The organism is Anaerococcus vaginalis ATCC 51170 (assembly GCF_000163295.1).
Classification (GTDB): Bacteria; Bacillota; Clostridia; order Tissierellales; family Peptoniphilaceae; genus Anaerococcus; species Anaerococcus vaginalis.
Map to the genome: position 1 here is coordinate 1,475,947 of NZ_GG700527.1, position 11,940 is coordinate 1,487,886.

Sequence of the window (11,940 nt, forward strand, 5' to 3'; positions counted from 1 at the left end):
GAAGCCTTTCGGCTTCTAATTTTTCTTTTTAAAAAGTATATCAAAGGATTTTTCTTCTAGATTTTCTCCAATAAATATCAAAGAATTTGTAAAAGATTCTCCTTGGTATTTTTCTACTGAAAATTTATTATCGACAACATCTACCTTTACCTTTTTATCTTCTACATTTACAAGACCCTTTGCCCTAATTAGTTTTCCAAACCTATTTTGACAAACTGCATTAAAATTTGTCCCAAGTTCATTGAAATCTTTGAAAACTACATTTTCATATGCCAAATTGTCAAGGTGCAAATGTTTATAGTCCCCTCTTATTAGAGATTCTTTGTCATATTCCCCGATAAGAGAGTCCCATTCTTTTTTATCAAAATCATTATAGTGGGTGGTAAAAACTTTTGCTTTTGTTAAGTCTTCAAGTTTTTTTGCTTCTTTTTCGATTTTTTCTGTACTTATATTTTCAGTTTTTGATAATAGTATATAGGATGAATTTTGGATTTGATCTAGGAAAAGTTCTTTATATTCTCCCATAATCTTATCTATACTGTAATAGTCAACTATGGCTATTGGTTTTAAAATTTTAATTTTTTCATATTCAATTGGACTAATATTTTCAATTATTTTAGAAAGATAGCCCAAACCTGTTGGCTCTATTATCAAATATTCTGGATTTATTGTATTTTCTATGCTCATAACTGTCGTTGCAAAATCTTTTTGTTTTGAACAACAAATGCAGCCTTCTTCCAAGGATAAAATTTCTTTACCTGTATTTTTTAATAAGTCTTTATCTACATTTGCCTTGGCATAATCATTTTCTAAAATTACTACATCATCCAATTTTTTTGACAATTTTTCTATAAAGGTTGTTTTTCCACTTCCCAAAAATCCTGATACTATTATTATTTTCATCTAATCTTCCATTAAATCTTCTGCTACAATTACAACTGGTTTAATTAAATCTTTTGGTTTATCTTTCATTAAGTATAATGCTTTTTCAACATTTTCAAATCCATTGAATTTATGAGTAACAAGTTTTGAAAGATCTAATTTTCCACAAGAAACAAGTTTAGCAAGTTTTTCCATTCTGAGTCTTCCACCTGGTGTTAGACCTCCATTAATTGCCTTGTGGCCCATTCCAACTCCCCATTCAACTCTAGGAATTTTGATATATTCTCCACCATCTAGGTAGTTTACGTTACCAATTTTTGCACCTGGTTTCATAGCTTTGATTGCTTCTTCAAAAGTATCAACTGTTCCACCAGCAATTATAACTCTATCAACTCCCTTACCATTTGTAAGTTCTAGAACTTGTTCAGAAATTGATCCGTCTTTGTAAGAAATTATATCTGTTGCTCCATAGAATTTAGCAGCTTCAACGCAATTTGGACGAGTTCCTACTGCATAAATTCTACTTGCTCCTCTTAGGTTAGCTCCTGCAACTGACATTAATCCAACTGGTCCAATTCCTACTACCAAAACTTCATCTCCAAATTGAACATCAGCTTGTTCAACTCCGTGGAATCCTGTTGTAACCATGTCTGATAACATTGGAGCTAAAACTGGATCTACTCCTTCAGGAATCAAAGCAAGGTTAGCATCAGCATCATTTACATGGAAAATTTCTCCAAATACACCGTCTTTAAAATTTGAGAATTTCCATCCAGCAAGCATTCCACCTGAATGCATTGGAAATCCTGCTTGACTTTCAAGAGATGACCAATCTGGAGTAATAGCTGGAACTAAAACCCTATCTCCTGGTTTAAAATCTTTAACTAATTCTCCAACTTTTACAATTTCTCCTGCAGCCTCATGGCCCAAAATCATATCGTGTCTATCTCCGATAGCTCCTTCCCAAACTGTGTGAATATCTGAGCTACATGGAGCCAAAGCTATTGGTTTAACAAGCGCATCTAATGGTCCCATTTCTGGTTCCGGTTTTTCAATCCAACCTGTCTTACCAATTCCTAACATTGCAAACCCTTTCATAGAGTCCTCCTTATTTTTTATTTTATGTTTTTTTTTACAATTTAATTTTAATTTATCTTTCAATACTTGTCAATCATTTATCATTTTATTTTTCTATTTTAAATTTTGATGAAAACCATAACTTTAAACTAATGTAGAATGCTATCATAATAAAATTAAATTTTCACAAATCAAATTTTTATTTTTAACTTTCAAATTATTTAAAAATTTTTCCTAGAAAAAAATTGCGGATTAAAAAAAGCAAAAAAATAAGACTGCGTTTGCAGTCTTATTTTCTACAATTTCATTGAATTTTGTCTTCTTCTTAATTTTGTTATTGTTGCTTCTTCGTCAAGTTCTATCATTGATAAATCTATTACTGTATCTTTTGGAATGTCTACTATGGCTTTTGTTTTTTCTGTGATTAGGGCGATTGGAAGTAGATCTTCTTTTATTGATCTTGTGTGGTCGGTTAATTTTCCAAATACCTTATCTGATCCTATTCCCTCTAAATATTCTCCCTTTTTTATATCTCTTTTTGCAACTGAAACTGTATCAGCAACTTGTCCATGAAGTGGAGCTATTGTTGGCTCATTTTCTAAAACTGCATTGTAGATTGTAATTGGCGTTTCAAGACTTGTTAAGTGATATGGTCTAAATAATAAATAATTTGGACCATCGCCAAAGCCTAAAAATTTCATCAAATCTCTTACTTCTTTTTTGTCGCTTGTTACAATTAGAAATACTCCTGGTGCCATGCCTGGAGAAAATTCTACCGTTTTGTAAGATGATAAAACTCCACCGTCTTCTTTTAATTTAAAATCTTCTACGGCTGTTTCTGGGCTTGTAGCAATTCCATGACAGCCAAATGTATCTGGCAAAAATCCAAGGCAGTTGCAAACTGAATTTAATTCTATCATTGTGTTTGTTCCATCGACAAAACTTGTAAGCATTCTTGGAGAAAGTCCTTTTTTTTCTGCTTGGTCTTTTAAAATTTCTGCATTTGCATAGTTATCTAATGGATTATTTTTTCCTTTTGCCGCAACCAAAATTTCTAGTCCTATTCCATAAGCAAAATCGCAAAGATCTATTATTGATCCTGGCTCATCTCCTGCAATTCCTGTATAAACAACTCCAGCTTTTTTTGCCATATCGTAAAGAATTGGTCCAACAACTGCATCACATTCTACATTGAGTGTAATAAAATGCTTATGATATTGAATTGATTTTGCTGCAAGTTCCGCTCCAAATGGCGGATTTCCTGTTGCATCTATTACGGCTGTAATTTGTAAAAGTTTGTAAGCAAGTCTATAATTTGAACTTACTACAACAAAACCCTTGTTCAAAGCCTCATAGGCTTCGTCATAAGAATCTGTATTTATAATTTTATCTTCAGAAATTCCTGAATCAATTAGGGCAATTTTTGCTTTTTGTGGTGTGTGTTCTATTACAAGAGAAACTTCTATTGCATCAATATCTCCCAATTGATTAATTAAGCTTGCTCCCATTTTTCCACAACCAATTATCGCCAAAGAAATTCTTTCTCCATTGTGTTTTAATTCTTTTAGCTTTCTATTTATCTTAAACATTTAATCTCCTTATATCCTCTGAGGCAGTTTTTGCTGATGAGAAGGCCCATTGAATATTATATCCACCGCAATCTCCAGCAACATCCATAACCTCTCCTATAAAATAACAATCCTTAATTTTTAAAGATTTCATGGTTTTTTTGTCGATTTCCTTACAAGATACTCCTCCCAAAGTCACTTGGGCGTTGTTCTTGTCATTTATATCCATAATATCAAAAGAAAGATTTTTCAAAATATTTACAAGTTTTTCCAAATCCTTTCTTGAAATATTTTTTTTACCAGGATTTATTTTAATCCTTTTAAGTATATCAATTATGAGTTTTTTATCTAAATTCCCAATTAATAATTCTTCAATACTTCTTTGAGGAAATCTCTTTGACTTTTCTTCTAATTTCTTTAAAAGTCCATCTTTTTTATACTCTGGATAAAAGTCAATGTCAAGACTAACTTTTTTACCATCTTTTAAGAAAAGAGAAATTAAATTTGAAAGATCCAAAATCGCAGTTCCTGTAAGGCCATAGTTTTGAAAAATCACATCATCAGTTGATGATTTTATAAATTTTCCATCTACTTTCAGGCTTGCTTTTGCATTTACCTTAACACCCTTAGCTTTTTTGGACAAGGGATTTTTCGCCTTAAAATTTGTTATTCCAAAAGTCATCTCTTCTACTTTTGTATGTTTTTCTAAAATTTTAAAGATAGATCCGTCTGAGCCAGAATTTTTTAAAGTCTTTCCACCAGATGCAATCACAAGAATGTCGTACTTGTATTTATTTTTTTCTGTTATGATTAATTTCTTGTCAAAATCAATGTCCAAAACTTTTTGGTCAAAAATAAATTTTGCGTTTTCTTTTGCCTTCATCATAAGAGCATCTTTTACACTTTGTGAGCTCATTGTTTTTGGATAGCATCTTCCTGATGGCAAATTTGTCCATTCTATGCCCAAATATTCAAAATATTCTAATAAGTCTTTGTTGGAAAAATTATCCAAGGAATAATTTACAAAATCTTTTTCTTGTGAATAAAAATTTTCATAGGAAAGCTTTAAATTTGTAAAATTACACCTGCCGTTTCCTGTTGCAAGGAGTTTTCTTCCACTGTCTTTATTTGAATCTAAAACTGTTATATTTTTATTATCTAAAAAAGAGCAGAAGGCAAGCGAACTTACCCCTGCTCCTATTACAAAAATTCTCATAATTCTTCTAGAACTTCCCTTATGGTTTCTTTTTCGTTGTAGTAGGTTTTAATATTTGCTTTTAATTTTAAGAAATCTTCTTCGCCTTTGCCAAGCATAAAAACAAAATCTCCTTTTTTTGCATGACTTATAGCATACTTTATAGCTTCTTTTCGATTTCTTATAATAATGCACTCCCCATTATTTTCTTCGACTCCTTCTTTAATTTGATTTGAAATATTTTCAAAGGTATCAAATTTTGGATCATCGGTTGTTATTACAGAAAATATATCATATTTTGCAGATATTCTACCAAGACCTCTTCTAATATCAGGAGTCCTATCTCCACTTATTCCATACACTGCAAATTTTTTTCTATCTTTTGGCAAATCTTTATAAAGACTTTCAAAAGATGTTGTTGTGTGGGCAAAATCTACTACTATATTTATTCCAAGGTCATTTTCTATAAATTCAAATCTTGATTTTACACCTTTAAATCCTTCCAAGGCTTTGGAAATTTCTTCCAATTTAAAACCAAGGTCATTTGCAATTGCTATAGCACAAAGAGAGTTGTAAATGTCATACATTCCAAATCTTTTTAGGTGAAATTTAACACCATTTACAAAAAATTCAAGTCCCATATCTACTCTTTTTATATTCTCAGCTTTGTAATTTGAATCTTCATTTATAGAAATTGTAAGGGCATCTTTGAAAATTTCTTTAGCTTTTTTCCCATAATCGTCATCTAAATTTACGACTTGTTTTTTGGAATGATTTAATAAAATCATTTTTGCCTTGAAATAGTTATCCATAGTTTTATGGTAGTCCATATGTTCTGGAGATAAATTTGTGAAAACTCCATACTCATAAGCTATTCCATAATTTCTTTTTAGGCACAAACCATGAGATGATGTTTCCATAACTACATTTTTAATTCCATCTTTTTTGGCTTCATTTAAAATATAGTTTATATCTGTAATTTCTGGTGTCGTATGCTCAGTTGGTAAAGTTTTGCCGTTAAAAAAAGCTCCATCTGTACCAATATTTGCACAAGTCTCTCCCAGTTTGTTCAAAAGAAATGAAACAATATTTGCAGTTGTAGTTTTTCCATTTGTTCCTGTAACTCCAATCATTCTTAATGATTTTGATGGAAAATCTGATAAGAAATTTGAAATTTTTGCAAGAGCTAATCTTGCATCTTCAACTTTTATATAATTTATTTCATTTTTAAATTCTACGTCATCATTTGTATAGACTATAGTTGATGCTCCATTTTCTAGGGCATTTTCTATATAACTATGTCCATCGAATTCAAATCCTCTTATCGCTACAAATATAAAATCTTTTTTTATTTCTTTTGAATTTGAAGAAACTCCTACAATTTCTTTATCATTTTGAATATTTTTGGAAATATAGGAAATTTCTTTTAGTATCTTTTCTATTTTCATTTAATGAATATTGTATCCTTTCTCAGTAAGTAATTCTTTAATCTTCCTGATGTGGTCTTTTCCATTTGTTTCAAGGGTTATTTCAACTTGGATATTTTTATATCTGCTAGTTGCTGCAAGGCTATCGTGAAGTACCTCAACAATATTTGCTTTTGTGTAAGCTATAACATCAAGAAGATCTCTAAGCTTTCCAGGTGCATTTTGAAGTTCAACAGTAAATCTTGCGATTCTTCCGTCTTCATAAAGTCCCTTGTGAATTAGTTGAGAAATAAATGACATATCAATATTTCCACCACTGATTACGCAAACAACATTTTTATTTTTGCAACCAAGTTTTTTACTTGCAGCAAGACTTAATGCTCCTGAAGGCTCTGCTACTAGTTTATGTTTTTCCATCAAAGTAGTCAAGGCTACCATGATTTCTTCTTCTGTTACAGAAATATATTCATCAACATTTTCTTTGCAAATTTCGTAAGTAATATCTCCAACTCTTGCAACAGCAGTTCCATCTGCGATTGTATCAGCAGAATCTAATGTAATTGGTCCACCTTTTTCCATAGCAGCTTGCATTGATGCAGCATTTGCTGGTTCTACACCAACTATTTTAATTTCTGGTTTCATTTCTTTTGCACATTTTGCAATACCAGAAACAAGTCCACCGCCACCGATTGGTACTAATATGTAGTCAGCTTCTTGTAAACTTTCTAAAATTTCAAGAGCGATTGTTCCTTGTCCTTCAATTACATCTTCATCATCGTATGGAGGAATAAAAGTATAGCCTTTTTCTTTTGCAAGCTCTTGAGCGTATTTATTTGTTTCATCAAAAGTTTGTCCGTGAAGATCAACTTCAGCTCCATATTTTAAAGTTCCATCAACTTTAATCATCGGAGTTGTTTCTGGCATACAAACAATTGCCTTTATGCCTTGATGATTTGCAGAAAATGCTACACCTTGGGCGTGGTTTCCAGCTGATGCGGTTACGATTCCAACGGATTTTGATTCTTCATCCATTTTTGAAATCTTGTTATAAGCTCCCCTCAATTTAAAAGAACCAGTTTTTTGTAAATTTTCTGGTTTAATGTACACATTGTTTTTTGATAAATCTGAAAAAATTTCAGAATAAAACATGTGGGTTGGGTTAATAGCTTCGTCTACTCTTTTTTTTGCACTTTTAAAATCAAACATAAAATGCCTCCTTTTGCTTAAATTATATCACAAGCAAAATAAAATAAGAATGTTTTTCTATAAAATAAATCGAAAATTTTGACAAATAAAATCAATATTGAATTTTCAAGCTTAGTCTTACTTATTTTTTATTTATTTCTAATCTTTTTATAGAAAAAATATTAAAAAACGTTTTTATTTATTTTCAAAAAATTTATTTTCTAATATTTTGAAAATAATTTTTTTTGAAAGTACTTTCATCGTTTTATGAATTTTATCAATTTTTTTTGAAACAAAGTTCATTTTTTTGCTTATATTGAAAACATTTTTTTCTTCTTATATAATTGAATAAAGTAATTAGTTAAGGAGGACTTATGTTTAAGTATTTACAAAAAGTCGGCAAGGCTTTTATGCTACCGATAGCGTTGTTGCCTGCCGCAGGTTTACTTTTAGGAATTGGTGGTGCTTTTTCATCACAAGCTACAATTGATGCCTATCCTTTTTTAGCAAATAGTGTTTTACAAACTATTTTTAAGGTTATGGCTGGTGCTGGAAATATAATTTTTGCAAATCTTGCCATGCTTTTGTGTATTGGTATTATGGTTGGTCTTGCAAACAGGGAAAAAGGAGTTGCAGCTCTTGCTGGTGCCGTTGGATTTTTGGTAATGAATGCAACTATATCAACCCTTCTTTCAATTTTTAATCCTGACGGAGATCCAATTGATACTGGTGTTGTTGGTGCTTTGGTTATTGGTCTTATCGCTGTTTATCTTCACAATAATTATTACAATATTCAATTGCCACAAGTTCTAGGATTTTTTGGTGGTTCAAGATTTGTTCCTATAGTTACATCTTTTGTTGCAATTATTGTCGGAGTATTTTTCTTTATAGTTTGGCCACCTTTCCAACACTTATTAATTTCTGCTGGAAAATCAATTGCAAAACTTGGCGTTTTTGGAACATTTTTATACGGAATGCTAATGAGATTATCTGGAGCTGTTGGTCTTCATCACATGATTTATCCAATGTTTTGGTATACAGAACTTGGTGGTGTTGAAATGGTTGCTGGAGAGCAAATTGTTGGTGCTCAAAAAATATTTTTTGCTCAATTAGCTGATCCAAATCACGTTGGATTATTTACTGAAGGTACAAGATTTTTTGCAGGAAGATTTTCAACAATGATGTTTGGTTTGCCTGCAGCTGCTCTTGCTATGTATAAGAACGCAAAAGAAGAAAACAAGAAAAAATTAAAGGGATTATTTTTGGGAGTTGCTTTAACTTCATTTATTACAGGAATTACGGAGCCTCTTGAATATATGTTCCTTTTCGTTCAACCACTTTTATATGTTTTCCATTCATTCTTGGATGGTTTATCATTCTTGATTGCTGATTTATTAAATATAAATATTGGAAATACATTTTCTGGTGGAGTAATTGACTTTATTTTATTTGGTGTACTTCAAGGAAATGAAAAGACTCACTGGTTATTAGAAATTCCATTTGGATTAATCTGGGCAGCTCTTTACTATTTCTCATTCTCTTTCTTAATAAAGAAATTTAATATAATGACACCAGGAAGAGGCAATGATGAAATAGCTGATGAAAAAGAAGTTAAAAAAGATTCTAATTCAAATCTTCACGAAGAAGCTCTTGTTATTTTGGATGCACTTGGTGGAAGTGAAAATATAATTGATGTTGACGCTTGTATTACAAGATTAAGAGTAAATTTAAAAGATCCAAAAATTGTTGATAAAAATATTTTAAAACAAACAGGGGCAACAGGAGTTCTTGACGTGCCAGGAGGAGTTCAAGTAATCTATGGAGCAAAGGCAGTCTTATACAAAAATGAAATTAATGATATACTTGGAGTAGTAGATTAGAAGATTTCAATAAAAGAGGTAGCCATGATAAAAAATTCCGCCATTGTTGCTATAGTTGATAGTTATGATAAATTTACAGAAGTTGAAAAACTAATTGCCGATTATTTTATAAAAAATAAACACAAAGAAGATTTTTCAATAAAAAATATCAAAAACAAACTCCACGTTTCCGAATCATCCATAACAAGATTTTCACAAAAATGTGGTTTCAAGGGATATAGAGAATTTATTTACAGGTATGAAGAAGGATTTTTAAAAGGAATTTCCAAATCTTCATTTAATGTAGAAGAAGTTTTAAACACTTACGGAAGAATTTTAAATATGTTTCCATCCCTTATCGACAACGAACAAATTGATAGAATAGCAGATTTGATTATAAAATCAAAATCAGTATTGTTTGTGGGAATAGGAAGTTCGGGACTTGTAGCAAGAGAAATGCAATCAAGACTTACAAGGCTTGGAATTTTAGTAATGGCAATAGATTATCAAGATGAAATGAGAATGAGGGCAGTTTTTCAAAAAGAAAATTCTCTGCTTATTGGCATAAGCCTTTCAGCCAACAAAGAATCCGTTCTTTTCGCCCTAAAACAAGCCAAAGAAAATGGTGCAAAAACAATTCTTGTTACATCAAATTCAAAAGATAAATTTTCATTTGTGGACGAAAAAGTAATTATCCCAACAATAGAAGATTTGAGAGGTGGAAATATAATCTCCCCGCAATTTCCAGTTCTAGTCTTTATGGATTTTTGCTACAATAAAATCATAAAAAATAATCTAGAAGATGATTACAGAAAACTTCTCCACAAAAAAACAATAGATGCCTTAGAAGAAGACAAAAAGTGAGCTATAAGCTCACTTTTTTTGTGGAATAAATTGCTGATAGTATTTAGATAAAGCTATTAATATTGGTAAATCAAGTAAGCTAATACTATAATTTAATTGTCTAGCCTTACTTACTTAAATCCATCTAATAATTATCTCAAACAAAATAAAACCCATCCGACCAAAGAGAAATCTCAAAAGGTCAAAGATGGGTTTTTGTTTTATAATCCTAATTTTTCATCTACTACTTCTTTATTAAAGCCTACAATATCTTCTCCGTCAATATTTATAACTGGAACTCCTCTGTGGCCATTTTCTACTAGATAGTCGATTGCGCTTCTATCTTCGTCTACGTTTTTTTCTTCAAAATCTATATTATTTTCTTTTAAATAATTTTTTGCTGCCTTGCAATGTGGGCAAGTGTTTGATGTGTAAATTGTTACTTTTTTCATATTTTCTCCAATCTTTTTTTATAAATCTTTTTTTCTAATACGATTATTATACTCAAATGATAATCTCTTTCAATCTACCCTTTTATTTTTTCAAATTCATTGGCTATTTTTATAAAATCGTCAAGAGAAAGATTTTCTGCTCTGAGATTTTCTTTTAGAGATAAATTTTCTAAAATTTCTTTTAAATTTTCTTTTTCTATCACACTTGATAGGGAATTTAATATGGTTTTTCTTCTTTTATTAAATCCTGCTCTTACTACATTAAATAGGGTATTTGTATTAACATTTTCGTCATACAATCTCAAATTTAATTTTAAAACTTGGGAATCTATTTTTGGTTGGGGCATAAAAACTGATTTTGGAACTTTAAATTGCCCAATAATCTCAGCATAATATTTTATAAAAACTGAAAGTGATGAATAATCCTTGCTTTTTTCATCCGCCTTCATCCTATCTGCCACTTCTTTTTGAACCATAATTGTCATGTCCTTGCAGGAAAGGTCTTCTTCAAATAATTTTTCTATTATTGGGGTTGTTATATAGTATGGCAAATTTGAAACGACTTTGAAATCTTCGCCATCAAATTTTTCTTTGGCAATTTTTTTAAGGTCAGTTTTTAAAATATCTGCATTTATTATTTCTACATTTGAAAATTCGCCAAGATTGTCATTTAAAATTGGAATAAGAGTCTTATCTATTTCTATTACAACAAGTTTTTTGCAAGTTTTTGCCATCTCTTGGCTGATTGTTCCAATTCCCGGCCCAATTTCTAGGATATTTTCGCCTTTAACTTCTGATAAATCTATAATTTTATCTACAAAGTTTTTATCTACCAAAAAATTTTGTCCCAAAGATTTGCTAAATTTAAAACCGTAAAGGTCTTGAATTGTTTTTATTGTTTTTGGTGAATATAATTTTTTCATAATTTTTCAACCGCACTTTCAAATTCTTCTCGACTTATGCCAAAGGAATTTAGTTTTGATAAAAGTTGCTTGGAATTAAAATATCCTATGGATAGAATATCGCCAAGTTTTTCCCTTCTGTTTCTGCTGTCGTTTGTAAGGGTTAGATTATTGTCCAAAAGGTCTTTCATGGTAAATTCTTCTCTTTTTTGACAAGTTGAGGCATGGGCGTTTTTGAGTGCCTCAATTATATCTTCTTTTGAGGCGTTTTCTACTCCCAAATCTCCCTTTTTGATTGCTTTTTTCCTGTCAAGATAAGCGTGCTTAGCGTTTGGAATTTCTTTGGAAATTTTTGCCCTGATTTTTTTTCCTGCAAAATCTGGATCAGTAAAAATTATTATCCCACATCTTTTGTCAATTTCTTTTAATTTTTCAATCAAATCTTTGCCAAAAGCAAGGCCATTTGTTGCTATAAGCTCGCAATCGACTGCTGATTTTATATTACTTATATCATCTTTTCCTTCAACTACTATTGTTTCTTTTATCATAT

11 protein-coding genes are annotated in these 11,940 nt (G+C 30.7%); 2 read left to right on the plus strand and 9 right to left on the minus strand.

Annotated features, from left to right (window positions below):
* Positions 1–15: 15 nt before the first annotated feature.
* The 6 genes from HMPREF0078_RS06960 to ilvA form a co-directional block, all read right to left on the minus strand.
* Positions 16–903: a GTP-binding protein gene (locus HMPREF0078_RS06960; protein ID WP_004839438.1), complete on the minus strand. Its 888-nt coding sequence runs from the start codon at positions 901–903 to the stop codon at positions 16–18.
* Positions 904–1,980, minus strand: coding sequence for an NAD(P)-dependent alcohol dehydrogenase (locus tag HMPREF0078_RS06965; protein ID WP_039920600.1), 1,077 nt, complete (start codon positions 1,978–1,980; stop codon positions 904–906).
* Between the two features lie 275 nt (positions 1,981–2,255).
* Positions 2,256–3,548: an NAD(P)H-dependent oxidoreductase gene (locus tag HMPREF0078_RS06970; RefSeq protein WP_004839440.1), complete on the minus strand. Its 1,293-nt coding sequence runs from the start codon at positions 3,546–3,548 to the stop codon at positions 2,256–2,258.
* Positions 3,541–4,743 (minus strand): aminoacetone oxidase family FAD-binding enzyme, encoded by a 1,203-nt coding sequence (locus HMPREF0078_RS06975; protein ID WP_004839441.1) that lies wholly within the window; start codon positions 4,741–4,743, stop codon positions 3,541–3,543. Before HMPREF0078_RS06975 ends, HMPREF0078_RS06970 begins: the two co-directional genes overlap by 8 nt.
* On the minus strand, positions 4,740–6,170 hold the full coding sequence (locus HMPREF0078_RS06980; RefSeq protein ID WP_004839442.1) for a UDP-N-acetylmuramoyl-L-alanyl-D-glutamate--2,6-diaminopimelate ligase: 1,431 nt from the start codon (positions 6,168–6,170) through the stop codon (positions 4,740–4,742). Before HMPREF0078_RS06980 ends, HMPREF0078_RS06975 begins: the two co-directional genes overlap by 4 nt.
* Positions 6,171–7,355, minus strand: a complete 1,185-nt coding sequence (gene ilvA, locus HMPREF0078_RS06985; protein WP_004839443.1) for a threonine ammonia-lyase — start codon at positions 7,353–7,355, stop codon at positions 6,171–6,173.
* Between the two features lie 353 nt (positions 7,356–7,708).
* Between ilvA and HMPREF0078_RS06990 the strand changes: the two genes are divergently transcribed.
* Entirely contained in the window at positions 7,709–9,214 is a 1,506-nt protein-coding gene (locus tag HMPREF0078_RS06990) for a PTS transporter subunit EIIC (protein ID WP_004839444.1), read from the plus strand.
* Between the two features lie 24 nt (positions 9,215–9,238).
* The gene (locus HMPREF0078_RS06995) at positions 9,239–10,057 is read left to right on the plus strand and encodes a MurR/RpiR family transcriptional regulator (RefSeq protein WP_004839445.1); all 819 of its coding nucleotides are present in this window, start codon (positions 9,239–9,241) and stop codon (positions 10,055–10,057) included.
* Positions 10,058–10,257: 200 nt separating this feature from the next.
* On the opposite strand, the gene HMPREF0078_RS07000 is transcribed toward HMPREF0078_RS06995, so the two are convergent.
* From HMPREF0078_RS07000 to rnmV, 3 genes are all read right to left on the minus strand, one after another.
* Positions 10,258–10,488: a glutaredoxin family protein gene (locus tag HMPREF0078_RS07000; RefSeq protein WP_004839446.1), complete on the minus strand. Its 231-nt coding sequence runs from the start codon at positions 10,486–10,488 to the stop codon at positions 10,258–10,260.
* A gap of 74 nt (positions 10,489–10,562) precedes the next feature.
* On the minus strand, positions 10,563–11,411 hold the full coding sequence (rsmA, locus tag HMPREF0078_RS07005) for a 16S rRNA (adenine(1518)-N(6)/adenine(1519)-N(6))-dimethyltransferase RsmA (protein ID WP_004839447.1): 849 nt from the start codon (positions 11,409–11,411) through the stop codon (positions 10,563–10,565).
* Positions 11,408–11,938, minus strand: a complete 531-nt coding sequence (gene rnmV, locus HMPREF0078_RS07010) for a ribonuclease M5 (RefSeq protein WP_004839448.1) — start codon at positions 11,936–11,938, stop codon at positions 11,408–11,410. Before rnmV ends, rsmA begins: the two co-directional genes overlap by 4 nt.
* Positions 11,939–11,940: the final 2 nt, after the last annotated feature.

Excerpts from the sequence above, each read along its gene's own strand:
- HMPREF0078_RS06995 (WP_004839445.1), top strand. The coding sequence starts at position 9,239 with ATGATAAAAAATTCCGCCATTGTTGCTATAGTTGATAGTTATGATAAA.
- rnmV (WP_004839448.1), bottom strand. The coding sequence starts at position 11,938 with ATGATAAAAGAAACAATAGTAGTTGAAGGAAAAGATGATATAAGTAAT.
- HMPREF0078_RS06960 (WP_004839438.1), bottom strand. The coding sequence starts at position 903 with ATGAAAATAATAATAGTATCAGGATTTTTGGGAAGTGGAAAAACAACC.
- ilvA (WP_004839443.1), bottom strand. The coding sequence starts at position 7,355 with ATGTTTGATTTTAAAAGTGCAAAAAAAAGAGTAGACGAAGCTATTAAC.
- HMPREF0078_RS06965 (WP_039920600.1), bottom strand. The coding sequence starts at position 1,980 with ATGAAAGGGTTTGCAATGTTAGGAATTGGTAAGACAGGTTGGATTGAA.
- HMPREF0078_RS07000 (WP_004839446.1), bottom strand. The coding sequence starts at position 10,488 with ATGAAAAAAGTAACAATTTACACATCAAACACTTGCCCACATTGCAAG.
- HMPREF0078_RS06980 (WP_004839442.1), bottom strand. The coding sequence starts at position 6,170 with ATGAAAATAGAAAAGATACTAAAAGAAATTTCCTATATTTCCAAAAAT.
- HMPREF0078_RS06970 (WP_004839440.1), bottom strand. The coding sequence starts at position 3,548 with ATGTTTAAGATAAATAGAAAGCTAAAAGAATTAAAACACAATGGAGAA.
- rsmA (WP_004839447.1), bottom strand. The coding sequence starts at position 11,411 with ATGAAAAAATTATATTCACCAAAAACAATAAAAACAATTCAAGACCTT.
- HMPREF0078_RS06990 (WP_004839444.1), top strand. The coding sequence starts at position 7,709 with ATGTTTAAGTATTTACAAAAAGTCGGCAAGGCTTTTATGCTACCGATA.
- HMPREF0078_RS06975 (WP_004839441.1), bottom strand. The coding sequence starts at position 4,743 with ATGAGAATTTTTGTAATAGGAGCAGGGGTAAGTTCGCTTGCCTTCTGC.